We start from the raw sequence: 25345 nt of genomic DNA, 5'->3' as shown, positions 1-25345 counted from the left end.
ACTCGGACATGCCGATGAAAATTGAAAACGGTCCGTTTTGGAAGCGGGTCGAGGAAAACTTGCAAAATGATTTTATGCGCGGGGCGGTCGCCGGCATGCAAGACCGCGGCTATGTGCGGCGGCTTGGCGTCATCGAAGAGCTCGGCCATTGGGAGGAGTGGCGCTCGCTCGCCGAACAAATCCGAAAGCATACGCTGGAAAACTTGGACTATTATTTAATGCAGCTCAGTGAAAACGTTGCCAAACGAGGCGGCCACGTTTTTTTCGCCCAGACGGCTGAAGAAGCGAACGACTACATCCGCCGCATCGCCTTGGAAAAACAGGCGAAAAAAATCGTCAAATCAAAATCGATGGTGACCGAAGAAATCAACTTAAACCCGGTGCTCGAAGCCATCGGCTGCCAAGTGGTCGAAACGGACCTTGGCGAATACATTTTGCAAATCGATGACCATGACCCGCCGTCGCATATCGTGGGTCCAGCGCTCCATAAAAACAAAGAGCAAATCCGCGACGTCTTCCGCCGCAAGCTCGGCTATACGAAGTCGTCCGATCCGGTTGAACTCGCCCGCCATGCCCGTGAGATGCTGCGGCGCGACTATTTGACCGCTGACATCGGCATCACCGGGTGCAACTTCGCCATCGCCGAATCGGGCTCGATCACGCTCGTCACGAACGAAGGCAACGCCGACTTGGTGACCGCATTGCCGAAAACGCAAATTACCGTCATGGGGATGGAGCGGATCGTTCCGACGTTTGAGGAGATGGAAGTGCTTGTGAGCATGTTGACACGCAGCGCCGTCGGGCAAAAACTGACGAGCTACATCACCGTTCTCACCGGTCCGCGCGACGAAGGAGACGCTGACGGTCCGGAAGAATTCCATCTCGTCATCGTTGACAACGGACGCTCCTCGATTTTAGGGACGGAATTCCAGCCCATATTGCAATGCATCCGCTGCGCGGCTTGCGTCAACGTTTGTCCAGTATATCGCCATATCGGCGGCCATTCGTACGGCTCGATTTACTCCGGCCCAATCGGAGCGGTCTTGTCGCCGCTGTTGGGCGGTTACGACGACTACAAGGAGCTTCCGTACGCGTCTTCCCTTTGCGCGGCCTGTACGGAGGCATGCCCGGTGAAAATCCCGCTTCACGAGCTTCTCATCAAACATCGCCAAATCATCGTCGAGCGGGAAGGAAAAGCGCCGGTCGCAGAAAAACTGGCGATGAAAGCGTTCCGCCTCGGGACAGCCTCATCGTCGCTCTACCGCTTCGGCACGAAATTCGCACCGAGCGCCTTCGCACCGTTTGTAGAGGACGGGCGCATTACGAAAGGCCCCGGCCCGCTCAAAGCGTGGACGGAAAGCCGCGAATTTCCGGCGCCGAGCAAAGAACGGTTCCGTGACTGGTTCCAAACACGCCAAAAAGGAGGGAATCCATCATGACGCGTGGCACCATTCAAAACCGCGATGCGTTTTTGCAAACCATCGCCGAGCGCCTTGGAAGAGCCCCGCGCCTGTCCGGCGTCTCCCGGCCGCAATGGGACTGTGCGCCGCAATGGACAGTGTTTGCCGGCTATAGCCAAGACGACTTGCTGAACGTGCTGCAAAAACAATGCGGATTGATCCATACCGATTACATCGAGACGACAAGCGCCGAACTTGCCGGCGCACTGAGGCGGCAAGTGGCCGCCTATGGCGGCGGTCCGGTCATCGTGCCGGATGACCCGCGCTTTGCCGAGTACGGGCTGTCCGCTCTGCTTCAAGACGAATGGCCCGCGGAACAAACGACCGTCCATATTTGGAATCCGGCGCTTGGACGCCAAAACATTGACGCCGCCGAGCAGGCGAACGTCGGCATCGCCTTCAGCGACATCACGCTCGCGGAATCAGGGACAGTCGTGTTGTTTTCGCGCAATGAACAAGGGCGGGCCATTCACTTTTTGCCGAAAACATATATCGCCATCGTCCCGAAAAGCACGGTCGTGCCGCGCATGACGCAAGCGGCGGCGGTCATTCACGAGCAAATCGAAAAAGGCGGGCTCGTCCCGTCGTGCATCAACTTCATCACCGGCCCGAGCAACTCGGCCGACATTGAAATGAACTTAGTCGTCGGCGTTCACGGCCCGATGAAAGCGGCGTATATCGTCGTCACCGACCGCTGACCAAAACGAAACGGTGCCCTTTCTTGATCATGGGGCACCGTTTTTTCTTCAATATTGCCGGCTGACATCGACCGCATTGGCAAGCGGTTCGCCGGTTTCGATGCAACGGAGCGTGTCTAAAATGCTTTGGGCGGCGTCTTCGGCTGACGTGAGCGCCGCGATATGCGGAGTGATGATGACATTCGGATGAACCCATAGCGGCGAGTGCGGCGGAAGCGGCTCTTCTTCAAACACATCGAGCACGGCGAGGCGCACATTTCGGTTTTCCAACGCGCCGACAAGCGCCGTCTCATCAACCGTCGCCCCACGCCCAACATTGATAAAGCCCGCGTTGTGCAAACAGGCAAAAAACGTCTCGTCAAAGAGATGATGCGTTTCCTTGGTGAGTGGAAGGGCCGCGATCACCCAATCAGCACGGGCAAGCGCTTCCCCCGCCTCTTCATGGCGGTAAACAACCGAAAACGGCGGCGTGTCTCGGCCGCTTCGCGAGACGCCGATCGGGGAAACCCCAAATAAACGAAGCGTTTCCGCGATGCGCCGGCCGATTTCGCCTGTCCCGTAAATGACAACCCGCTGTTCGCCAAGCCGCTTCGGAGCGAACGGCTTCCATTGCCGCTGCTCTTGATGCCATGCATACACGTCATGGCATTGGGCGTCGCGCAGCAAGTAGCTGAGACAATATTCGGCGATCTGCTCGCCGAACGAGCCGACCGTCCGCGTCAGCAACACGTTCTTCTTCCATTCCCGCTTCCACAAAAACGCGTCAACACCCGCGCCGAGGGAATGCACCCAGCGGAGCGAGGCAAGCGAAAACGGCCCGGCCGGACGAAAGCCGACGTACGCATCCGCCCAGGCGAAATCATTGGCCGTCAATTCTTCTTCCGCCACAAAGCGAAACGCTTTATCGGGCCGCTTGTCCGGAAGAAGGGCGGCAAGCTCGGCATAAAGCCTTCCTGTCACAAGAATGCGTTGGATGTCCATGACGTCAAACCACCCCTCAACCGTTCAAATCAATGTACCTTCCTCACGCTCAGCTCTTTTATTCGTGATATAGCCGGCCGCCAATACCACAATTGTCACGCCGGCGGCAACCACATAAACGAACGGGCCGTAAGAAAGATGAAGCCAATGAAGCACCCCTTCATCCCCCGCCATCATCTTTCCGGCCGTCCACGCCAAAATGCCGGAGCCGACATACGCGATCCAGCGGTGTTTTTCCATAAGACGCACGATCGCTTTTGAGCCAAAAATCATGATCGGGATGCTGATGGCGACCCCAAGCGCAAGCATACCCAGATGCCCTTCCGCCGCCCCGGCGACGGCGACGACATTGTCCAAGCTCATGACCGCATCGGCGATGATAATCGTCATGATGGCTTTCAGCAAACGGTCCGCCGCTTGCACATTGGCCTCCTCCTCCCGCTCAACGAGCACTTTATAGGCGATCCAGACAAGCAGCAACCCTCCGGCGAAGTGAACGAACGGGATGTTGAGCAAAAAGACGATGACCGCCGCAAACAAAATGCGCAGCATCACTGCCCCGGCCGTTCCCCAAAAGATCGCCTTGTTTTGCTGGTCTTTTGGCAGCCGCCGCGTCGCCATCGCGATGACAACCGCATTATCCCCCGACAAAATGATATCAATCGCAATAATTTTCCATAGCGCCAACAGCGCCGCGGCCGAAATCGTCAACAAAAGCCCCCCTCCCCTTTGCCTTTCTTCTTCATCATACTGCAAATTGGACTAGAGGACAACTGTGGAATAGTCTGTCCATGCTCTCGCCCTAACCAATATGGGAAAGGCTCTCTGCATCGTCCGAACTTCGCAGAAAAAGTGAAGGAAGCAAACCATCTTCACTGATGACTGCTTCCCTATCTCTAGCGGAAAAGGTCTATATCACTGCCATTTTTTCAAACACCTATCCTTGAACGCTCCCATGCCTCTACGCCCACTATGCTTTGCCCTTTTCTAAGCTTTCGTTTCATCGCGGAGGGAGTGATGTTTTGCCCTTTCGCTCAACCACGCAGCCACCGCTTCAATGTCATTGGAAAAGACGCGGTCAGCTGTAATGGAGGAAACCATGCGGCGCGCCTCATGGTAAAACCGCCGCGTTGACGGGGCCATGCGCTCGATGCCGCGTTCCTCCACCGCCTGCAAAGCGCAAATGAGCTCAATCGCCAACACTTTTCGAGCGTTTTGCACGATCATGTACGCATGGCGGGCGGCGGTCGTTCCCATGCTGACATGGTCTTCCTGGTTGGCCGATGACGGAATCGAATCGACGCTGGCCGGATGGGCGAGCGTCTTGTTTTCCGATACGAGCGAAGCGGCGACATATTGCATAATCATTGCTCCCGACTGCAAGCCAGGCTGTGGGCTTAAAAACGGCGGCAAGCCTTCGCTAAGCTGCGGATTGACGAGCCGTTCGATGCGGCGTTCGCTGATGTTGGCCAGCTCCGCCACCGCGATTTTCAACAAATCCATGGCGATCGCAACGGGCTGGCCGTGAAAGTTGCCGCCAGAGAGCACCGTCCCGTCCGCAAAAATAAGCGGATTGTCCGTAGCAGCGTTCATTTCGATTTCAAGCGTTTCCTTCACATAACGAAGCGCCCTAAGCGACGCTCCGTGCACTTGCGGGAGGCAGCGGATGGAGTACGCATCTTGCACGCGCCGCTCCCCTTGCCTTGTTGTGAGTTGGCTGCCAGCTAAGTAGCGGCGCAGCCGTTCCGCCACCTTGGCCTGTTCCTGAAACCCGCGGGCTGCGTGGATGCGGGCGTCAAACGCGTCCACAATGCCATAAAGCGCCTCAGTCGTCAGCGCCGCGATCCATTCACTGTCATACGCCAGTTGTTCCGCCTCTAAGTAAGCAAGGGCTCCGACGGCCGTCATCGCCTGCGTGCCGTTAATAAGCGCCAGCCCTTCCTTCGCTTGCAAAGAAAGCGGCGAAATCCCTGCTTTTGAGAGCGCCTGATGAGCAGACATCCGCCGCCCTTCGTACATCACGTCACCCTCGCCGACCAGCGCCAGCGCCAAATGGGCGAGCGGCGCTAAATCGCCGCTCGCGCCGAGGGAACCTTGCTGCGGCACGATCGGATGGATGCCGGCGTTCAAAAACGCGAGCAGCTGCTCAATGACCGCCGGCCGCACGCCGGAATACCCTTTTAACAACGCATTGGCTCGCAAAAGAAGCATCGCCCTCACGACATCTTCGGCAAACGGCGCGCCGACCGCGCAGGCGTGCGAACGGAGAAGATTCAGTTGCAGCTGCTCAAGACTGCTCCCTTCAATGCGCACATCGGCGAGTTTGCCAAAACCCGTATTCACGCCATAGATCGTCCGTCCATTGGAGATCGCTTGCTCCACTGCCGCGCGGCTTTTCGCGACCGCCCTCATGCTTTCCTCCGCAGCCGCCACCCTCTCCCGCTCATAGACAACACGTCTTACCTCATCAATCGTCAATGTATGTCCGGTCAACACAACCATCATTCCCATCCCCTTTCATCCTATTTCGCGCAGAAGACTTCCACTTCAACGACCAAAGAAAGTAAGTGGGAGAGGAATGCGCGTTCCCCCTTTCTTTTGTGTATGATAGAATAAAGACGTGGAGAAAACCGTTCAATAAAGGCACTCCAATCACGGCTGCTCGATGGATGGAGTTGGCTGCAGGAAACGTTGCAACCGTCAAACATCGAGCGTAGGTCTGTCTGTTGTGTGTGGAAGCCAAGTACTGCCAACAGACACACCGAGAGAATCGGTAACGATGCAGGCATGACCTGCGTCGTTGGGCAGCTGTCAACCTGCCCCTAATGCAACCCCAAGTCAAGGAAGGAGGACGAAGTCCGTTTGCACTTCTGGGGAGTTGCAAGCCTCCACTTCAAGCGTGAGCGAAGTGGGGGTAGTTGACTGGTTTTCCCAATCAAGCTCCTTTCCCAATTAAAAAGGAGGCGCCTGCCATATGGCAGCATTCGCCTCCTCATGACTCATCGCTCTAGGCATGGATCGCTCCTATATATGATTGATTCCGAGCCCGGCCGCCTCGTGCTCGAGCCCGCGCACCGGGGCGCCGATCGTCCCGTACAACGCAACGGCGATCCATTCCCCTTCGTTCGGTTGTTCATACGGCATACCGCGCACGACGGCGAAACGAAGGCCAGCGGTTCTCAACAAATCTCCCAGCTCTACCTGCCCCCTCGTCACGCCATGCACCGCCTCTAAAATCGCATGGTATAAGGCGTGCATCTCGCGGTACAAGCCGCCGTCCACCACTCCATGCCGCTTTGCCGCCGTCTCAATCGCCGCGACGATTTTGTGCGGCTCCATCGCCCCGACCCGCCCTTGGCAATAGCGCCACGAAAGCGCCTCAAGCTGGTTGAGGATCGGGTCTTCCTCTCCCTCGTCCAGCATCGCCAGCAGCAATGCCAGCCGGCCGATGCGCGCTTGTCTTGGTTCCATGGCTTCTACACACCTATTGGTCTTTTTTTCTATTGTATGATGACAATGAAAGCGATGTCAATGATGAATTTCCATTTTTTAGCACATTAAAACATTAACAGGCTGAACGATCGCCTTTATACTTCTGGATGGAAAATAGTTAGAAACATCTGCCTCGTGGCGAGCTATGGGCGACTCCCTCTTCTCGTCTTACCATGATCAATTCCGGTTTCCATTTTTTTGATTATATGATATCATATAAGTATCAAATTGACACTATTAGGGGGATAGGTTATGAGAGAACAAGAAGCATGGCGCATAGATGGATTTATCGGCATCGGATGCATCGCTCTTTTCGTTCTGGCTGGTTTTGTCAGCCTCATTCAAGCGCAGCTCTTATTGGCCGTTTTCTGCTTCGCCCTTGCCGCCTTCTTGGCGACTGGCATCACGATCGTTCAGCCGAATCAAGCAAAAGTGATCATTTTTTTCGGCCGCTACTTTGGCACGATTCGCGACAGCGGGCTGTTTTTCACCGTGCCGCTCACCGTTCGAAAGAAAGTATCGCTGCGCGTGCGCAACTTCACGAGCAACAGGTTGAAAGTGAACGATGTTCAAGGCAATCCAATTGAAATCGCCGCCGCCGTCGTCGTCTTCCGCGTCATCGATTCAGCCAAGGCGGTGTTTGACGTTGATGATTATGAACAATTCGTCGAGATTCAAAGTGAAGCCGCTATCCGCCATGTGGCGACAAAATATCCGTACGACACGTTTGAAGACGACAACGAGATCACGCTGCGCGGCAATGCGGATGTCATTTCTGATGTGCTTGCCCAAGAATTGCAAGACCGGCTGCGCATTGCCGGAGTTGACGTGATGGAAGCGCGCCTCACCCACTTGGCCTACTCGCCGGAAATCGCGGGCGCCATGCTCCAACGCCAGCAAGCCGCCGCCATTTTGGCCGCCCGGAAAAAGATCGTCGAAGGCGCCGTCTCGATGGCGCGCATGGCGATCGAACAGCTTGACAAAGAAAACGTTTTAGAGTTAGATGATGAACGAAAAGCCGCAATGGTGAACAACTTAATGGTGGCGATCGTCTCCGAGCGCGCCGCCCAGCCGGTGATCAATACCGGCAGTCTATACTGATGGTTGTGGAGTGCGATGGCAGCGAAAAAACAATTCCCTTTGCGCATTGATTATGACCTGTACGCCATACTAGAGCAATGGGCGCAGGACGAGTTTCGCAGCGTCAACGCCCAAATCGAGTATTTGCTGCGGGAGGCGGCAAAGCGCGCTGGACGGCTCGGAAAAGGAAAAAACGATCCAAAACAAGGAAGCTAGCCAATGACGGCTGGCTTCTTTTGTTTTTCAGTCATGGGCATTTGTTGCCGAAATATAATGATAGCAGAGCTCTTTTTCGAAAGGGGGACGACCTGATGGCCCACCCGCTGCCGCCGCTTACAACCATTACGAAATCTTATGGATCGTCCGTCCCACCGCGCTTTCAACAGCTCAGCCGCCTTTGGCGCCATGCGGAAGGAGGATGAGCATGGAAAGCTACTATGCTGTGCTCGAAGCGATCGCCGGCGCACCAGGCGACGGCGTGTTAGCCATCATCATCAGTGTGGAAGGCTCGGCTTATCAAAAAGAAGGAACATGCATGTGGATTGGCGCAAACGGGGAAACGGTCGGGCTGCTGAGCGGCGGCTGCCTGGAAGAAGCAGCGGCAGCTTACGCGCGTGAGATATTGGCGAACCGCCAGGCAGCCGCTGTTTCGTTTGACTTGCGGACTGAGGATGATTGGTCGTGGGGGCAGGGCGCCGGCTGCAACGGCCTCGTCCACATTTGGCTCGAGCCGGTCACAAGCGACGCAAAACTCGATTGGCTGGCGCTCAAGCGTTGCCTTGACCGCGGCGAACATGTACTGATGGTCCGAAGCATCTTGTATCCAGACGAGCGGCCGTTTTTCCAAAGCGAAACAGGCGAACAATTCGGCGGTTGCCGTCGGACGCCGCATCGGGAATGGCGCGAATGGCTTCACAAAACGCCGTTTTATCAAGGGCGAAGCGGTTTGTACGAAGTGGACGGGGAAACATTTTACGTTCAGCACTTTTGGCCAAAACCGCGCCTTGTCGTATTCGGCGCCGGATCAGACGCCCCGCCGCTCGTCTCAGCGGCCAAAGCCGCCGGGTTCTCCGTCACCGTAAGCGATTGGCGCCCAGCGTTTTGCCATCCATCCCACGTGCCGGACGCCGATGCCTTCGTCATGGGCTTTCCCCATGAAACTGTTCCGCGGCTTCGCCTAAACGAGCGCGACTTTGTTGTCATCATGACCCACCAGTTTGAACGCGACCGCGAACTCGTTTCCTTGTTAGCCGACATGCCACTCGCTTATCTCGGTGTGCTCGGTCCGCGGCGGCGCACGGACCGCCTCTTTCCTTCCGGCTCGACGCCTCCATTTGTCCGTTCGCCGGCAGGGCTTTCCATCGGCGCACGCGGTCCGTATGAGATCGCCGTCAGCATCACTGCCGAATTGATCAGCGTCCTTCGCAGGCGGTCAACGGAGAGAGTATGATGAGTCGCCCAACCATCGCTGGCATTTATTTGGCGGCTGGAGAAAGCCGGCGGATGGGAACGGATAAACGCGCTTTGCCCTGGGGGGAAAGCACGCTGGGCGCTGCCGGCCTTCAGGCTGCGCTTCATTCTTGCCTTGCGCCCGTCATCGTTGTCGTCCCTCCAGACGATGCGCTCGCGTGGCTTCCGGCTGAACTTCGGAATCATGAAAAGTGCCGCTTCGTCCGTTGCGCAGCCCATCATGGCGGTCAAGCGCATTCACTTGCCTGCGGCCTGCAAGAAGCAATCGCTAGCGGGGCCGACGCCGCCGCTGTGCTGCTCGCCGATCAGCCGTTTGTCACGTCTGAAACGATCGAGGTGCTGGCCGGCCTTTATCGCCGCCACCGTCCTGATTACGTCGCCTTCGCCCGCTTCGGCACGCCGATGCCCCCAGTCATTTTTGGAAAACAAATGTTTCCTTCCCTGCTTTCTCTAAAGGGCGATGCCGGCGGGCGTGCGCTCCTTCGCGACCCCCACTGGCGCGGCCTTTTGTATGAAGGCGGCGAAACAGCCAGCCTCGACATTGACACGAAAGATGATTATAAACATGCCGTCATCGTTCGAGAAAAAAAGGAGGGACGCCCCCATGGCCGTCGGTAAAAGCATCATCCGCAAAGAAGCATGGGATAAAGTGACCGGCCGGGCGAAATATACGAACGATTTCAAAGAACAGGGGATGCTTCATGCCTCTTTGGTGACAAGCCCATACGCCCATGCGCGCATCCTCTCGCTGGAGGCACGCCGCGCGCTCGCCGCCCCCGGCGTCCGCGCCGTCGTGACCGGCGAGGGGCTGCCGCTTACCGGTGAAGACATGCGCGACCGCCCTCCGATCGCTTTCGACAAAGTACGCTACTATGGAGAGGTTGTGGCGGTCGTCGTCGCCGATACGCTCGTTCAAGCCGAACAGGCGGCCCGCCTCGTCCGCGTCGTTTACGAACCGCTTCCGGCGGTCGGCTCGCCGCGTGAGGCGTTGAAAAAGGGCGCTCCATTATTGCATGAACACCTCGACCGTTATGAAAAAAACAAAACGACTCATCCTGAGCCGGGGACAAACGTCGCCCACCGGACGAAAATCCGAAAGGGCAACATTGAACAAGGGTTTGCGGAAAGCGACGTCATCGTCGAAACGAGCGTATCGTTCGCCCCTTCCGATCATATCGCGATGGAAACACGCTGCGCCACGGCGGAAATTTGGCCGGATGGCACGATCCATATCTCTGCCTCTTCGCAGTCGCCGTTTATGATCAAGAAGTTGCTTCATACGTATTTTGGCGAAGAAACCGGCAAAGTCATCGTTCATACGCCTCTTGTCGGCGGCGCCTACGGAGGAAAAGCGCCCGTCCAGCTTGAGCTGCTTGCCTACCTTGCCTCCAAAGCGGTCGGCGGCCGAAAAGTGAGCGTCTGGAACAGCCGCGAGCATGACATGGTCACTTCGCCCGTCCATATCGGTTTGGAGGCAACCGTCAAAATCGGCGCGACAAAAGAGGGCTTGTTCAAGGCCATGGAAATCTTATTTCTATTTGACGGCGGGGCTTATTCCGACAAGGCGATCGATGTCAGCCGCGCCGCAGCCGTCGATTGCACCGGCCCGTACCATGTCGAAAACGTCTTTTGTGATTCATTGTGCGTCTATACGAATCGCCCGTACGCGACGCCGTTTCGCAGTTTTGGCCATTGCGAACAGGCATTTGCCGTCGAGCGGGCCATCGATGAATTGGCACGAACGCTTCAACTTGACCCATGGGAGGTGCGGCGCAAAAATGCCATCCGCCCGGGGCATACGACCCCGACGCAAGTGCGGCTCACGAAAAGCAACGTCGGCAACATATCAGCCTGCCTCGACCGGTTGCGCGAGCTGATGCGCTGGGACGAATGGCAGCGCGTCGAAGTGGACGCCTATACGGTAAGAGCAAAAGGAATCAGCGCCGGCTGGAAAACATCGACGATCGACACCGACGCGAGCTCGGGCGTCATCTTAACGTTCAACTCCGACGGCAGCGTCAACGTCATCTCCGGCGTCGTCGAAATCGGAACGGGCACGAAAACGGTGCTCGCGCAAATCGTCGCCGAACGGCTGAAGATGGATGTCGATCGTGTCCATGTCAAAATGGATATCGATACACAAACGACGCCGGAACATTGGAAAACAGTCGCCAGCCGCGGGACGTTTATGGCCGGACGTGCGGCGCTTGCCGCTGCCGACGACGCCATCCGTCAGTTAAAAGACATCGCCGCCTGCGTCTTGCGGGCCTCGCCGGACGATTTGGAAGTCGGGTTCGGGCGCGTCTTTTTGCGCGATGACCCGGCCATCTTTCTTCCGATCAAAGACATCGCCTATGGCTACAAGTTTCCGAACGGCAACGCCATCGGCGGGCAAGTGATCGGGCGCGGCCACTACATTTTGCGCCGCTTGACCCCGCTTGATCCGGAGACCGGCGCCGGCCAACCGGGACCGGAATGGGGCGTATGCGCCGAAGGAGTGGAAGTTGAGTTCAACCGTCGCGACTACACGTATCGCATTGTCAAAGCGTATGCGGTCATTGATGCCGGCAAAGTGCTCAACCCAAAGGCAGCGCTTGGCCAGGCCATGGGAGCGATGAGCATGGGGCTGAGTTTTGCCAGCCGTGAAGGGTTTCTTTTTGACAACGAACAGCGCGTGTTAAACCCGCAGCTGCGCACATACCGGCCGATTCGCTTCGGCGAACATCCGGAGTATATCGTCGAGTTTATCGAAACGCCGCAAATCGATGCCCCATACGGTGCGCGCGGCATCGGCGAACACGGCTTGATCGGCATGCCCGCCGCCTTGGCAAACGCCTTGTCGCTCGCTGCCGGCGTGCCGCTCAATGAACTGCCGCTTGTGCCTGAACTCATTTGGCGGAAACAGAAAGGGGACTCCTATGGTTCCGTTTGACTTTGCCTACTACCGGCCGCAGTCGATCGCCGAAGCGACAGCGCTGTTTGCGGCGCTCGAGCGGGACGGAAAACGACCGCTCTACTACGGCGGCGGCACGGAGATCATCACGTTGTCTCGTTTGAACCTTGTCCGCACCGCGGCCGTCATTGACATAAAATCGATCCCTGAGTGCCGGGCGCTTGAGGCGAGCGCCGATCCTCTCGTGCTTGGAGCGGCGCTCTCCCTCGCCGAGCTCGAAGAAGCAAATCCGTTCCCGTTATTGACAAAAGCGGCGCGAGAAGTCGCCGACCGGACAGCGCGCAACCAAATTACGCTCGGCGGCAACATTTGCGGGCAAATTTTTTACCGTGAGACCGCACTGCCGCTATTCGTCGCCGAGGCGGATGTCATCATCGCCGGACCATACGGCATCAGGCAATGCCGCTTCCTTGACTTGTTTCATCAACAGCTGCAGCTTGGCCGCGGTGAATTTGTCGTCCAGTTCAAAGTTGACCGTGCCACCGCCACCCTGCCCCATTTCCACCGCAAGCGCCGCAAGCAAGGGGAAGTCGGCTACCCGCTTGTGACGATTGCAGCGCTGAAAAAAGACGGGACGGTTCGCGCTGCTCTAAGCGGCGTCTGTCCGTTCCCGTTCCGCTCCGCTGAAGTTGAGGCGCATGTAAACGACCGGAGCCGCCCAGTTGGTGAACGAATCCAAGCAGCGGTTGACGCCTTCCCGCGCCCGATTTTGCACGATATTGAAGGCTCGGCAGACTACCGGCTGTTCGTGGCCGCCCAGCTGCTTGAAGATATGCTTCGTGAGCTCGGAGATGAGGAAACCGTCTAAACAGGAGGTGAGCATGCGGACATGGAGGAAACGACAAAGCGGGAGCTTGTGCTGCACGTTAATGGAGAACGAAGATCGATCGTCGCTCGCCAAGCCGAAACGCTGCTGTTTGTTTTGCGTGATGGGCTGGGGCTGACCGGGGCCAAGCCAGGCTGTTTGAACGGCGACTGCGGCGCCTGCACCGTCTTAGTCGACGGCACGCCGATCAAATCATGCATGATGCTCGCGATTGAGACAGTCGGCAAAGAGATCACCTCGATCGAAGGGCTTGATGATGCCCCCATTCAGCACGCCTTCGTCCGCCACTTCGCCTTTCAGTGCGGCTATTGCACTCCTGGATTCATTATGAACGCCCACGCGCTCATCGAGCGGCACCCAAACGCCGATGAGGCGACGATTCAAGAATGGCTGGAGTCGAATATTTGCCGCTGCACAAGCTATCAAGAAATTGAAGCGGCGGTCAAAGAAGTGCTCGAAGCCAAAAAAGCAAAACCAACAGATCCTTGACGAGCAATGGATATCCCGCACCCAATCGGGATATTCTTTTTTGATGCGGTATACATCTCATCGAAAAGGCTGGTGATTTACTAGGGCAACAGCTTCCCGGAATCGCTTCTCAAGTAGAAAATCCTTGTAGCATCAGCCCCTATTTTCACACGTTCACCCATCGATCAAGGAAAACAGCGGTTTTTCACCGGCCTTCTAAATAGCTATTGACAAAAATATAACGTTAACGTTAATGTTATGTTTGTAAAACAGATCGTTCACTGTGATCACGGGAAAGCGAGGGGCCCCGAATGGAGCGATTCAAAATCGATGACGTCGCCAAAGCAACCGGCCTAACAAAACGGACGATTCGCTATTATGAGGAGATTGGCTTGATCAAGCCGCCGGCGCGCAGCGAAGGCGGCACACGCCTTTATACAGCTGAGGACATCGAACGGCTGAAAAACATCGTTGCCGCGCGCGAAGTGCTCGGCTTTTCGCTGCAGGAGCTGCAGCATTTTTTGGCGCTGAAAGAAACGATGGAGACGCATCGGGCGGAATATCGACATGCGGCTGCTGGGAGCGAAAAACGGCGTGAACTGGAACAAATCAGCGCTGGATTGCGTCGGCAAATCGCCATGCTGGAAGAGAAAATGAAGAAGATGGCCATGCTGAAGCAAGAGCTGGAACAAATGGCAGAGCGGGTAGACGCCCTCTTGCAAGAAAGGAGAGAAGAATAGTGGAGGAAGGGAGAAAAACAAAGGCGCGATGGATTACCGTCGCCGCCGCCTTTTTAGCGTTTATGGGCATCGGGATCGTCGACCCGATTTTGCCGGTCATCGCCGAAAGCATCGGCGCCACCCATTGGCAAGTCGAAATGTTGTTTACCGCCTACATTTTGACGATGGCGGTCATGATGATCCCGGTCGGTCTTGTTGTCAACCGTATCGGCGATAAACAAATGATGGTGATCGGGCTTGGCCTCGTTACGATTTTTTCGTTGTTGTGCGGCTTTGCTTCTACTATCCCGCAGCTGTCGCTCTTTCGCGCCGGCTGGGGATTGGGCAATGCGACGTTTTTCGCCACAGCCATGACGTTGTTGATCGCGTTGACGCCGCAGGCAAGCACCGCGGTCGGCCTGTATGAAGCGGCGATCGGCCTCGGCATGGCCGGCGGTCCGCTCGTCGGCGGACTGCTTGGCCAACATTCATGGCGCTATCCGTTTATCGGCACGAGCGTCTTGATTTTCATTGCCTTTTTACTCGTCACCTTTTTCGTCTATGATCCGAACAAAGGAAAGCCGAAAAAAGCGGTCGGCCTGCAAGAAATGCGGCGGTTGCTTTCGTTCCCGCCATTTTTAAAAGGGGCGGTCGGCGGCATGCTTTACTATTACGGCTTTTTCGTCGTATTGGCGTATTCGCCTTTGATCATTGGACTGTCGGCCATCCAAATCGGCCTCGTTTTCTTCGGCTGGGGGCTCTGCCTTGCTTATGGCTCAGCGGTGCTCGCCCATCAGCTTGAGAAACAATATGAACCAAGGGAAATTTTGCCATACGGTTTGCTGATGTTCGCAGCCTTATTGCTGCTTCTTGTAGTCGCCAAGCCGACATGGCTTATGGTAACGCTCATCATTTTGTCTGGGCTCGTCTCCGGACTCAACAACGCTTTGTTTACAAGCTATGTGATGGAAACATCGCCATATGAGCGGGGAGTGACGTCCGGCACGTACAACTTCGTCCGCTGGCTCGGAGCGGCCATCGCTCCGGTGCTGTCCGGCATCATCGGCCACACCATTTCCTCAAAAGCACCGTTTATGGTCGCCATGGCGCTGGCGCTCATCGCCTTTCTGTTCCTTTCCTGGCGCAAGCGCAAGACTTCGGCACCCAAAACGGCATAGCCGTAAAAAAAACAGGCGATCACAATCATTTCGCGTCTAAAATCAGAAAACGCCCGTTCCAGACGGGAACGGGCGTTGTTCACAATTCGCTTCCCGGCCGCAGCCATTTTGTCATCGTGTTCGCGGCGGCGAAGCATTGCCCTTTTTCACGAAACTGCTTCCATCCTCCTGCTTATGGCGCTCGCTGTTCAGCTATGAACCGTCCGCTTCTCGCTGATAAGAACGCCGCGTTTTTTCATCTCGTCCATATACACATCCCCCGGAACGATTTGCTCCGGCGGATAGACGCCGCGCTTTGTGATCACCCCGCGGCCGATGAGCTGAGCGACAGCAGAAATCGTGTAGGCCGTCGTACGCGCCATCGCCGTCACTTTATTTTCGCGGTCATTGAACGTGACGGTTTCGTATTCAAGCACCGTTTCTTTTCCATCTTTCCGACCGCCGACGATGACCCGAAGCAACACCACATCATCTTTTCCTTTCAAATCAAGCAGCGGCTTCAGGACGGAAAGCAGCACATCGCGCGGTTTGACTTTGCATCCATTGACCTCCACTTCCACATCATTGCGCGTCAAATTCAAATCGACGAGCAGCTTAAATTTTTCTGCATGGCCGCGGTAGCGGATCGTTTTGTACTCGAGCCGCTTCAAGTTCGGAAACGAGCGCGAGAGCGTCGACGTCCCTCCTGAGGTATGAAACGCTTCAAGCGGCCCAAACCGGTCGAAATAAATCGGCTCGACTTCCGAAAGCGACGGCACTTCCTGCTTTTGGCCGTTGCGGATAATGAGAGACGGATCGGTGTAATGGTCAAGCAGCCCTTCCAAGGAAAACACATGGTTGTACTCGAGCGGCGGCTCAGGGCGGACGGGGATGCCGCCGACATACAGTTGGATCGATTCGACTTCATCAAGCTGGCTTGCCCCATAGCCGGATAAAATGTTGATCATCCCCGGCGCGACGCCAAGATCCGGAATGATCGTCACCCCCGCTTTCTGAGCCTCCTCGTGCATTTCAAGCACCCGGTCGGTGATATGGCCGATATGGCCGCCTAAATCGACAGAATGGACGCCCGCTTCGATCGCCGTTTTCGCCACCGTTTCGTTAAACTGGTAAAACAAGGCGTTGACAACCACATCGTGCCCTTTCATGAAAGCCGACAGCTGCCGCTTGTCGCTGGCATCCACCCGCACAGCGGCAAGCTTTTCGGAATGAAGCTGCCGCACCGTCTGCTCCACTTTAGCCAAATCGACATCCGCCAGCGTCACCGCCTCAACATCTTGGCTTTGCACTAAATCGCGCGCCGCTTCTTTGCCCATCAGCCCCGCTCCAAGCACGAGCACTTTCATCGTTCTTTCCCCCTCTGTCACCGATTCTTTGCCATACGCTCATATGACAGCCGCTTTTTTCACATCTTTGCCGCGGCCGCTGCTTCGATTCACGATATAGGTTCCACGTTGATCTTCGCTTCTCTTTTGCCGGCGATGTTGCAAGCGACAGCCCGGTTCAATCATCGGTATCGATTTGCGCCCGTTGCAGCTTGCCGCTGAAATCGACATAAATGCTCCGCCATTCGGTGAAGACGTCAAGCGCAGCGACGCCGGAGTCGCGGTGGCCGTTGCCCGTCCCTTTCGTGCCGCCAAACGGCAAATGAATTTCCGCTCCCGTTGTGCCGGCGTTGACATACACGATGCCGGTGTCCAAATCGCGCATCGCTCGGAATACATGGTTGACATCGCGTGTGAAAATGGCGCTTGACAGCCCATAATCGACGCTGTTGTTGACGGCGATCGCTTCGTCCAAACTGCGGACGGACATGATCGATACAACCGGGCCGAAAATTTCTTCGCGGGCGATGCGCATATTCGGCGTGACATCGGTGAAAATCGTCGGCGCGTAATAAAAGCCGCGCGCATAGTCGCCCTCGCGCAATATATAGCCACCCACAAGCAGTTTCGCCCCTTCTTCTACGCCAATGCGCACGTAGCGGTCGATTTTTTGCAGCGCCTCTTCATGGATGACGGGTCCGACTTTGACCGTTTCATCCAACCCGTTGCCGATTTTCAATGCTTTCACGGCTTCAAGCAGACGCCGCTCAAGCTCCTGTTTCACCCGCTCATGGACGATGACCCGGCTGCACGCCGTGCACCGCTGGCCTGATGTGCCGAACGCACTCCAGATGATGCCGTCAACCGCCAATGTCAAATCGGCATCATCCATGACGATCACCGCGTTTTTCCCACCCATTTCGAGCGACACTTTTTTCAACAGCCGTCCGCATTTTTCCGCAATCATCCGCCCGACTTCATTCGATCCGGTAAATGAGATGACCTTGACATCAGGATGCTCGACGAGCGCATTGCCGACTGTCGGCCCGTCACCGTGGACCACATGAAACACTCCCGGCGGCAAGCCCGCTTCTTCAAAAATGCGAGCTAATTCCTGCGCCATGATCGGTGTCTCGGGCGCTGGCTTCCATACGACCGCATTGCCGGCCACAATCGCGGGGAACGACTTCCACGTTGCGATGGCAATGGGAAAATTCCATGGAGTGATGATGCCGACCACTCCAACCGGCGTGCGGACGCTCATGGCAAATTTGTCTTTCAGTTCAGACGGCGTCGTATCGCCGAACAGCCGCCGCCCTTCCCCCGCCATATAAAACGCCATATCAATGCCTTCCTGCACTTCGCCGCGCGCTTCCTCAATCACTTTGCCCATTTCCATCGTCAACAGCCGTGCCAATTGTTCTTTCCGCTCCTTTAGCAGCATGCCGACTCGATATAAAACTTCCGCGCGTTTCGGCGCCGGCACGAGCGCCCACTGTCTTTGCGCTTCTTTGGCTGCTTGAACGGCCTCGTCAATATCGTTTGGCCCGGACATCGCCACCTCGGCAATCGTTTCCCCCGTCGCCGGATTGATCACCGGCGCAAATTGCCCGGTGCTTGGCTCCTTCCATTCTCCATTGATATAGTTTTGGATTTTCACTGTATACTCCCCCCATTTTTCTAGATGATTTATTGAGATAATTTATACATTGAACGCCGAGCGATGATCGTCAGGACTTCCTCTTGGCCCGCAAGTCCTGGATCGTGGCGGCCACCGAAATGTGGTCCGGATCGGTCAACACCTCAATCACCGTCGGCTTCTTGGCCTCAAGCGCCAACAGAAGCGCTTCCGTGAACTGTTGTTCCGTCTGTACTTGGAACCCGCGGCCGTTTAGGCATTCTGCCAAACGGGCAAACGACACGCGGCCTAAATCGGTGCCGATGACCCGCCCCGGAAACTGCAATTCTTGATGCATGCGGATGGTGCCGTACATATGATTGTTAAACACAATGCTGATGATCGGAATATCGTATCGAGCGGCCGTTTCCAACTCCTGCACCGTCATCATAAAGCCGCCATCCCCGGATAAAGAAACGACGGTCCGGTCGGGAAAGGCCAGTTTCGCGCCAATGGCCGCCGGCATGCCATATCCCATCGCTCCCGACGTGGGGCCGATGTACGTGTGCCCATCCCCAAACGGGAAAAAAGCATGAAGCCAACCGGCGAAATTCCCGGCATCGTTCGTAATGACCGCATTTTTTGGCAAATGGCGCGCCAAACTCGCCATCACAACTTCATAGAGATTGCGATGTTCCACCGGCAGCCTGGCCGTTTGTTCGTACCGTTTCCTCCGTTCAGCCGCCCATTCTTGCCAAGACGGCCGCACCGCGATATCGAGCAAACGGGACAGCACTTCCTGACAGTCAGCCCAAACCGCGAGATCCGGTGCATACACTTTTCCGAATCCATCGCTGTCGATATCGATGTGAATCAGCGTCTGATTGGGAGAGAGCAAACGGTAATCTTGTGTCGTCACTTCCGATAGCCGCGTTCCCAACGCCATCACCACATCCGCCTGCTCGGCCGTTTCCATGACCGCTTTGGGCGCCCCTAGACCTAGGTGTCCGACATAGCACGGATGGTTGTGGGGAAACACGTCATGCCGCCGGAACGCCGCCATGACCGGAAGTGCATACTTTTCCGCCCATAAGCGCAGCAATTGCTCGGCTCCCGACCATTTAACGCCGCCGCCGGCAATCACGAGCGGCCGTTTGGCGCGCTTCAGAATCTCTTCAATGTGCTGTATATCCTCTTGCCTTGGTGCCGGCTTCGGCACATCAGTCTCGGCTATCACTGCTTCCGCTATCGTTTTGGAAAAGACATCTTCTGGCAGTGAAACGACGACGGGGCCGGGCCGCCCTGTTTTCGCGGTGCGAAACGCCCGTTGCACCAGCTCTGGCACCCGCTCGGCTTCGCGAATTTCGACCACCCATTTGGCGATCGGACGAAAAAACGCTTCCATATCGACTTCCTGAAATCCTTCACGCCCTAGGAAGCGGCTGTTCACTTGCCCCAAAAACACGACCATCGGAGTGGAATCTTGCCTCGCGGTATGGACGCCAATCGCCAAATTCGCTCCGCCAACCGCCCTTGTAGCCAGCACGACGCCGCACTTTTGCGACGCTTTCGCATACCCTTCCGCCATAAAGGAAGCACCCCCTTCATGGCGGGCGGAGATGAACTCGATGGATGGCTCATCATAGATGGCATCAAGCAGGGGCAAATAACTTTCCCCCGGCACACCAAACACATAACGGATTTGTTCCTGTTTGAAACATTCGACGATGGCTTGAGCCACCGTGATGTGACGCATCGTTCTCTTCATGGCGCCGATTCCTCCCAATCCACTTGCTTCCATCGTTCAACGGCTTGCTCTAGACGCTCCATCGGCGCTGACAGCGATACGCGGACATATCCTTCCCCTGCGGATCCAAACGCTGTTCCCGGTGTTACGATGACTCCCGCTTCTTCCAGCAGTTTGGCGGCAAATCGTTCGGACGAGTATCCGTCATAGACCGGGATCCATAAGAAAAAGGTCGCTTTCGGCCGCTGCACGTCGATGCCCAGTTCTCGAAGTCTCTCGGCCATCCTATTCATGCGTTGTTCATAAATGCGGCTATTTTCTCGAATAAACGTCCGTCCGTTCGTCAAAGCGGCCACCGCCGCCTTCTGGATCGGAATAAACTGGCACGTATCCGTGTTGCTCTTGATCACCGAAAGCGCTCGAATCATGTCCCGGTTTCCGACTACGTATCCGATGCGGCAGCCGGCCATGTTATAGCTTTTGGACAACGATCCAAATTCCACCGCCACTTCCTTTGCCCCGTCCACCTGCAAAATGCTCGGCGCTTGAAAACCAGCAAACGTCACGAACGAGTAGGCCGCATCATGAGCAATGAACATCCGGTGGCGACGGGCAAGTGAAACGGCTTCGGCCAATACATCCAAATCGACAGCGGCGGCCGTCGGATTGCTCGGATAATTGAGAAACATGATTTTCGCTTGGTCATAAACGGACGAGGGAAGCGCATCAAACCGAGGAATATAACCATGTTGCGCATCGAGCGGCAGCGATAGGCTCTGGCCGCGGGCAAAATGGACGGCCGTCCGGTAGACAGGATAGCCCGGATCAGGCACTAAGGCGAGCTCGCCGGGATTGAGAACGGCTTGCAGCAAATGGACGATTCCTTCTTTCGAGCCGATTAACGCCAACACCTCGGTCTCCGGATCGAGCTTGACGCCATATTCCCGTTCATAAAAACGCGCGACCGCTTCCCGATACTCCCTGCAGCCGCCATACGGCGAATACGTATAGTGTTCTGGCGCATCGAGCGCTTCTTTCAACGCTTCGATGACAAAGGAAGGGGGCGGCAAATCGGGGGCGCCGATCCCTAAATCAATGACATCGACCCCGAGCTTTAGCAGTTCTTCTTTTTTCTTCTGAAATCGGGAGAACAAATATGGCGGCATCGTCTGCACAATATCGGAAAATGTGTTCAATCCCATCCCTCCTCATGGCCCTTCGTTTCAGTTTATGCGCACGCCCATCACCCTCATGCCCGTCTCACGTTCAAGAAGCAGCCTATAATACCAATGGCTTTCTCACATCAAGACATCATCAAAATCTTTTTTCTCGAAAAGCGGTCGATGCAGGAGAAGTGGTTATTTTTTCACTAAGCTGCTAGAAAAACGCGATCAACCTTCTGAAACCCGGCCCTTTCGCCATAAAAAGAAGCGGCCGGCATCATCCACGGTTCGATGACGCAACTGGCCGCTGTCTATGGAAGCGAAGCGCCGGCGAAGGCGCCGCGATAGACTGCGCAGTTTTCCCCGCATGATCATTCTATGACTCAAAATTTGCACCTTATGCCATTATCATAATCAATCCGAAACGATTTGTAAATATATTTTTTAAAAATTATATATTTTTAAAATAATAAGGAACCGCACCAATTTGCAGAACAAACAAGAGGGGCGATGAACGTTCGCCCCCCTCCGCTGCTTCGATCAGCACCGAGCGTTTTCCAGCTCATGCTTTTTCCGTTGATCGAACTTCCATATTCTCTCCACCATGCCGAGCATCGCAGCCCGCTTCTTGTCATTGATACAGCGACGAGCCTTGCCGAATAAATTGTTGCGCTTTTTCTTTCATCCCTTCCTCTTTGATTTGCCGCTGCAGCTCGTGCGAAATGTTCATCGAACAAAACTTCGGCCCGCACATCGAACAAAAATGAGCTGTTTTCGCCGCCTCGGCCGGCAATGTTTCATCATGGTACTCACGAGCCCGTTCCGGGTCAAGCGACAAGTTGAACTGGTCGTTCCAGCGAAACTCAAAGCGCGCTTTCGAGAGCGCATCGTCACGCTGCTGGGCGGCCGGATGCCCTTTCGCCAGATCAGCCGCATGGGCGGCGATTTTATAGGCCACGACCCCGGCGCGTACGTCCTCTTTATTCGGCAGCCCTAAATGCTCTTTCGGCGTTACGTAACAAAGCATCGCCGTTCCATAAGCGCCAATGATGGCGGCGCCAATCGCCGACGTGATGTGATCGTATCCCGGCGCGATGTCGGTGACAAGCGGCCCTAACGTATAAAACGGCGCTCCATGGCAAATGTCCTGTTCCCGCTCGACATTTTCGCGAATTTTATGCATCGGAATGTGGCCCGGCCCTTCGATCATCACCTGCACATCATGCTTCCAGGCGATTTTCGTCAGCTCGCCAAGCGTTTCCAGTTCGGCAAACTGCGCCTCATCGTTCGCATCGGCGATGGAGCCGGGGCGCAAGCCGTCGCCAAGGGAGATCGCGACATCGTATTGTTTCAAAATCTCGCAGATTTCTTCAAAATGCGTATACAAAAAGTTTTCTTCATGATGGGCCAAACACCATTGGGCGATGATCGAGCCGCCGCGCGAGACGATGCCGGTCGTCCGGTTGGCGGTGAGCGGAATGTAATGAAGCCGCACACCGGCGTGGATCGTCATGTAGTCGACTCCTTGCTCCGCCTGCTCCATCAACGTCTCACGATACACGTCCCACGTTAACTTCTCCGGCACCCCTCCTACCTTTTCGAGCGCCTGATAAATCGGCACCGTTCCCACGGGGACCGGCGAATTGCGGATGATGTACTCGCGTGTTTCATGAATGTGTTTGCCGGTCGACAAATCCATGACCGTATCGGCGCCCCAACGCACCGCCCAAAGCAGCTTTTCCACTTCATCTTCAATCGAGGATGAAACGGCCGAGTTGCCGATATTGGCATTAATTTTCACATGGAAACGACGGCCGATGATCATCGGCTCACTCTCGGGGTGATTAATGTTCGCCGGAATGATCGCCCGTCCGGCCGCTACTTCCTGGCGAACGATTTCGGGGTCGATTCGTTCACGGATGGCGACGAACTCCATCTCTGGTGTGATGATTCCCCGTTTGGCATAATGCATTTGCGTTACGGTTTTTCCGGGCTTTGCCCTCAATGGACGGCGCACGAACGGCAGCGGGCGGACGCCGGCGGTCGCTGATGGCTTCACTTCTTCGACATCGCCGCGCTCAACAATCCAGTTGCGGCGAAGAGGCGGCAATCCTTTTTCGACGTCCGGCTCAAAATGAGGATCGGTGTATGGACCGGTTGTGTCATAGACGCGCACCGGCTCGTTTTCCACCGTTCCTTGCGGCGTTTTCGTCGGCGACAACACGATCTCTCTCATCGGCACGCGCACATCCTTGCGCGATCCTTCAATGTACACCTTGCGGCTAGCTGGAAATGACATGAACGAGCGGATGTTTTCCATGCGGCTTTCCTCCTTTGAAATGGTGGTTGAGACCTGCAGCCGCACCAGCAAAAGAGAGGCAAAAACGGGGGATATTTACGCAAAAACGGGTTCCGCAAAACGAACGGAACCCGATCAAGGCAAAAAGGCCAAATGAACAGCCTGTGCGTCCATCTGTTCCCGCTGCCTGCTTCCCTACGCTGGCATGACCCAGATCAGGTTCAAAGGGTCAAAGAACTTCATCGCGTTCTTTTCTCAGCCCGGCTCTCGGACTCCCCCAGCAGATAAGCGTATCACAATGATGACTGACTTTTTTATTTTATCAGGCAATTGGCAAAGATGCAAACCATTTTATTCCAAACGTTGACTCCCACACGTCGTTTGAAAGCCCCTCTTTCTCGAAGAAAGCGTCCTTTTCCTCACTCACACAGAAAATTTCTTCAGCATTGCCCGCATCTCGTCCGCCATCTGACCGAGCGATGTCGACGAAGAGGCGATTTCCTCGACGGAAGCCATTTGTTCCTGCGTCGCTGCCGATACGTTGGCCGCACCGGACGCTGACTGTTCGACAATATTGGTCATCTGTTGGAGTGCGTCGTTCACTTGGCGGGCATGCTCCGTCATTTGCTCGATGGCGGACGATACTTGTCCAATTTGTTTGCTCACTTGGCCGACCTCCTCGCGAATATGGGCAAATGATTGGCCGCATGCCGCCGCCACGTTCAATCCTTTCGCCACTTCGGAGATCACCTGTTCGGCAGACGCAACCGCCCGCTTCGTTTCTTCTTGAATGTAACCGATCAGCTCGGAAATTTGTTGCGCTGAGCGCGCTGATTGTTCTGCGAGCTTCCGCACTTCATCCGCGACAACCGCAAACCCTTTCCCTTGCTCGCCGGCGCGCGCCGCTTCGATCGCCGCATTGAGCGCCAACAAATTCGTCTGCGACGCAATGCCGGTGATCGCTTCCGTAATCTGTCCAATCTCGTTGGAGCGCTCCCCAAGCCCTTTCACCACCTGGCCGAGCGTTTGCACATGATCGTAAATGAACTGCATTTGCTCGGACATTTGTCCGATTGACTGCTTGCCGTCCTCTGCTTTCGCCGATGTTTTCTCAGCCCGGTGCGCCACTTCTTTCGTATGGAAAGCGACGTCGCTCAATGTTTGGGAAATATCATGCACGGACGCGGCGGTGGTGCGGACAGCATCGGCCTGCTCCTCCGCACTTGCCGCAAGCGTTTCCATCGTTGTCGCAATTTGCTCTGTCGCTTTCGTCGTCTGTTCGGCGACGGCGGCAAGCTGCTGAGAATATTGCGCTACTTCTTCGGCATGATGTTGGATTTGCCCCATCACACTTTGCCAAGCGTTTGCCATATCGTTTAACGACGCCGCAATCGGCCGCAGCTGCTGCACGCGATCAAGCGGTATGCGCACCGTCAAATCTCCGCTTGTCATCTTGCCTAAATGTTCGTTAATAACGGCAATCGGGGCAACAAACCGTCGATAGTTGAGCGTTGCCGAAACGAAGCCGAGCATCGCGCCAAACAGCACCGTAGCAACAAGCGTCCACCAAAATGCCGCCCCGCGAATGCCGTTGACCAGGCATGTGGCCATGCCGATCGCCGCTGTGCCAGGGATGACGATGAACATGGTGCGGATGATATAACTTGCTAATGACAAAACGCTCTCCTCCTTTTGCCATGATGCAAACACCTTTCTTATTTCTTTACCACATAAATAGATTCGTGAATGAACGTTCATTTTCCTTCCTAGCCCTAATCATGAATAGGGGTGGTTGCAAAGTTTTCTGATCTAACAAGGACCCGCTCAAAAACATCATGCTTTTGATCGCCTATAATCGGTGACGAAAA

22 protein-coding genes and 1 riboswitch are annotated in these 25345 nt (G+C 55.7%); of the genes, 12 read left to right on the top strand and 10 right to left on the bottom strand.

All coding sequences use genetic code 11. The annotated features are described in order from the left end of the window. The first annotated feature begins 8 nt into the window (after nt 1-8). Complete coding sequence (locus GHH_RS02085; protein ID WP_015373914.1) at nt 9-1439, top strand: LutB/LldF family L-lactate oxidation iron-sulfur protein; 1431 nt, start codon at nt 9-11, stop codon at nt 1437-1439. Then, a complete protein-coding gene (locus GHH_RS02080) occupies nt 1436-2158 on the top strand; it encodes a lactate utilization protein C (RefSeq protein WP_015373913.1) in 723 nt (240 codons plus the stop codon). Before GHH_RS02085 ends, GHH_RS02080 begins: the two co-directional genes overlap by 4 nt. 48 nt (nt 2159-2206) lie before the next feature. Here the strand turns inward: GHH_RS02080 and GHH_RS02075 are convergent, their stop codons facing one another. The 4 genes from GHH_RS02075 to hutP all read right to left on the bottom strand — a co-directional run bounded on the left by GHH_RS02075 (nt 2207) and on the right by hutP (nt 6610). Beyond that, complete coding sequence (locus GHH_RS02075; RefSeq protein WP_015373912.1) at nt 2207-3139, bottom strand: D-2-hydroxyacid dehydrogenase; 933 nt, start codon at nt 3137-3139, stop codon at nt 2207-2209. 24 nt (nt 3140-3163) lie between these two features. Next, on the bottom strand, nt 3164-3850 hold the full coding sequence (locus GHH_RS02070; protein ID WP_041470636.1) for a TerC family protein: 687 nt from the start codon (nt 3848-3850) through the stop codon (nt 3164-3166). Between the two features lie 276 nt (nt 3851-4126). After that, nucleotides 4127-5641, bottom strand: coding sequence for a histidine ammonia-lyase (hutH, locus tag GHH_RS02065; protein ID WP_041470393.1), 1515 nt, complete (start codon nt 5639-5641; stop codon nt 4127-4129). 522 nt (nt 5642-6163) lie between these two features. Further along, nucleotides 6164-6610 carry a hut operon transcriptional regulator HutP gene (gene hutP, locus GHH_RS02060; RefSeq protein WP_015373909.1) on the bottom strand — a complete coding sequence of 149 codons (447 nt, stop codon included), beginning with the start codon at nt 6608-6610 and terminating at the stop codon, nt 6164-6166. 273 nt (nt 6611-6883) lie between these two features. Between hutP and GHH_RS02055 the strand changes: the two genes are divergently transcribed. The 9 genes from GHH_RS02055 (at nt 6884) to GHH_RS02015 (ending at nt 15325) form a co-directional block, all read left to right on the top strand. Continuing rightward, nucleotides 6884-7732 carry an SPFH domain-containing protein gene (locus GHH_RS02055; RefSeq protein ID WP_015373908.1) on the top strand — a complete coding sequence of 283 codons (849 nt, stop codon included), beginning with the start codon at nt 6884-6886 and terminating at the stop codon, nt 7730-7732. A gap of 15 nt (nt 7733-7747) precedes the next feature. Continuing rightward, nucleotides 7748-7927 (top strand): hypothetical protein, encoded by a 180-nt coding sequence (locus GHH_RS02050; RefSeq protein ID WP_015373907.1) that lies wholly within the window; start codon nt 7748-7750, stop codon nt 7925-7927. Between the two features lie 208 nt (nt 7928-8135). Next, entirely contained in the window at nt 8136-9161 is a 1026-nt protein-coding gene (locus GHH_RS02045) for an XdhC family protein (protein WP_015373906.1), read from the top strand. Further along, nucleotides 9161-9799 carry a xanthine dehydrogenase accessory protein PucB gene (gene pucB / locus GHH_RS02040; protein WP_041470391.1) on the top strand — a complete coding sequence of 213 codons (639 nt, stop codon included), beginning with the start codon at nt 9161-9163 and terminating at the stop codon, nt 9797-9799. The genes GHH_RS02045 and pucB overlap by 1 nt, the downstream gene beginning before the upstream one ends. Beyond that, on the top strand, nt 9786-12113 hold the full coding sequence (locus GHH_RS02035) for a xanthine dehydrogenase family protein molybdopterin-binding subunit (RefSeq protein WP_015373904.1): 2328 nt from the start codon (nt 9786-9788) through the stop codon (nt 12111-12113). The genes pucB and GHH_RS02035 overlap by 14 nt, the downstream gene beginning before the upstream one ends. Then, nucleotides 12100-12942, top strand: coding sequence for a xanthine dehydrogenase family protein subunit M (locus tag GHH_RS02030; protein ID WP_015373903.1), 843 nt, complete (start codon nt 12100-12102; stop codon nt 12940-12942). Before GHH_RS02035 ends, GHH_RS02030 begins: the two co-directional genes overlap by 14 nt. Nucleotides 12943-12963: 21 nt before the next feature. After that, on the top strand, nt 12964-13449 hold the full coding sequence (locus tag GHH_RS02025) for a (2Fe-2S)-binding protein (RefSeq protein ID WP_015373902.1): 486 nt from the start codon (nt 12964-12966) through the stop codon (nt 13447-13449). A 290-nt stretch (nt 13450-13739) separates the two neighbouring features. Then, the gene (locus GHH_RS02020; protein WP_015373901.1) at nt 13740-14168 is read left to right on the top strand and encodes a MerR family transcriptional regulator; all 429 of its coding nucleotides are present in this window, start codon (nt 13740-13742) and stop codon (nt 14166-14168) included. Next, nucleotides 14168-15325 carry an MFS transporter gene (locus GHH_RS02015; protein WP_015373900.1) on the top strand — a complete coding sequence of 386 codons (1158 nt, stop codon included), beginning with the start codon at nt 14168-14170 and terminating at the stop codon, nt 15323-15325. The genes GHH_RS02020 and GHH_RS02015 overlap by 1 nt, the downstream gene beginning before the upstream one ends. Nucleotides 15326-15513: 188 nt before the next feature. On the opposite strand, the gene GHH_RS02010 is transcribed toward GHH_RS02015, so the two are convergent. The 5 genes from GHH_RS02010 to thiC all read right to left on the bottom strand — a co-directional run bounded on the left by GHH_RS02010 (nt 15514) and on the right by thiC (nt 23498). Beyond that, the gene (locus GHH_RS02010) at nt 15514-16671 is read right to left on the bottom strand and encodes a saccharopine dehydrogenase C-terminal domain-containing protein (protein WP_015373899.1); all 1158 of its coding nucleotides are present in this window, start codon (nt 16669-16671) and stop codon (nt 15514-15516) included. A 157-nt stretch (nt 16672-16828) separates the two neighbouring features. Further along, nucleotides 16829-18310 (bottom strand): aldehyde dehydrogenase family protein, encoded by a 1482-nt coding sequence (locus GHH_RS02005; RefSeq protein WP_015373898.1) that lies wholly within the window; start codon nt 18308-18310, stop codon nt 16829-16831. Nucleotides 18311-18380: 70 nt separating this feature from the next. Further along, nucleotides 18381-20036: a thiamine pyrophosphate-binding protein gene (locus GHH_RS02000; RefSeq protein ID WP_015373897.1), complete on the bottom strand. Its 1656-nt coding sequence runs from the start codon at nt 20034-20036 to the stop codon at nt 18381-18383. Beyond that, nucleotides 20033-21211 (bottom strand): aminotransferase class I/II-fold pyridoxal phosphate-dependent enzyme, encoded by a 1179-nt coding sequence (locus tag GHH_RS01995; RefSeq protein WP_015373896.1) that lies wholly within the window; start codon nt 21209-21211, stop codon nt 20033-20035. The genes GHH_RS02000 and GHH_RS01995 overlap by 4 nt, the downstream gene beginning before the upstream one ends. Nucleotides 21212-21809: 598 nt before the next feature. Then, nucleotides 21810-23498 carry a phosphomethylpyrimidine synthase ThiC gene (gene thiC / locus GHH_RS01990; protein ID WP_015373895.1) on the bottom strand — a complete coding sequence of 563 codons (1689 nt, stop codon included), beginning with the start codon at nt 23496-23498 and terminating at the stop codon, nt 21810-21812. Between thiC and GHH_RS19070 the strand changes: the two genes are divergently transcribed. After that, complete coding sequence (locus GHH_RS19070; protein ID WP_155266780.1) at nt 23476-23634, top strand: hypothetical protein; 159 nt, start codon at nt 23476-23478, stop codon at nt 23632-23634. The two genes, thiC and GHH_RS19070, sit on opposite strands and share 23 nt — an antisense overlap. Nucleotides 23635-23652: 18 nt before the next feature. Further along, nucleotides 23653-23766, bottom strand: a riboswitch (TPP riboswitch). 134 nt (nt 23767-23900) lie between these two features. On the opposite strand, the gene GHH_RS01985 is transcribed toward GHH_RS19070, so the two are convergent. Continuing rightward, nucleotides 23901-25154, bottom strand: coding sequence for a methyl-accepting chemotaxis protein (locus tag GHH_RS01985; RefSeq protein ID WP_015373894.1), 1254 nt, complete (start codon nt 25152-25154; stop codon nt 23901-23903). Nucleotides 25155-25345 lie beyond the last annotated feature (191 nt).

This window comes from Geobacillus sp. GHH01 (assembly GCF_000336445.1).
In the GTDB taxonomy this organism is placed as follows: domain Bacteria; phylum Bacillota; class Bacilli; order Bacillales; family Anoxybacillaceae; genus Geobacillus; species Geobacillus zalihae.
Note: the sequence above shows the minus strand (reverse complement) of the source record. Positions and strands in the feature narration are given on the sequence as shown.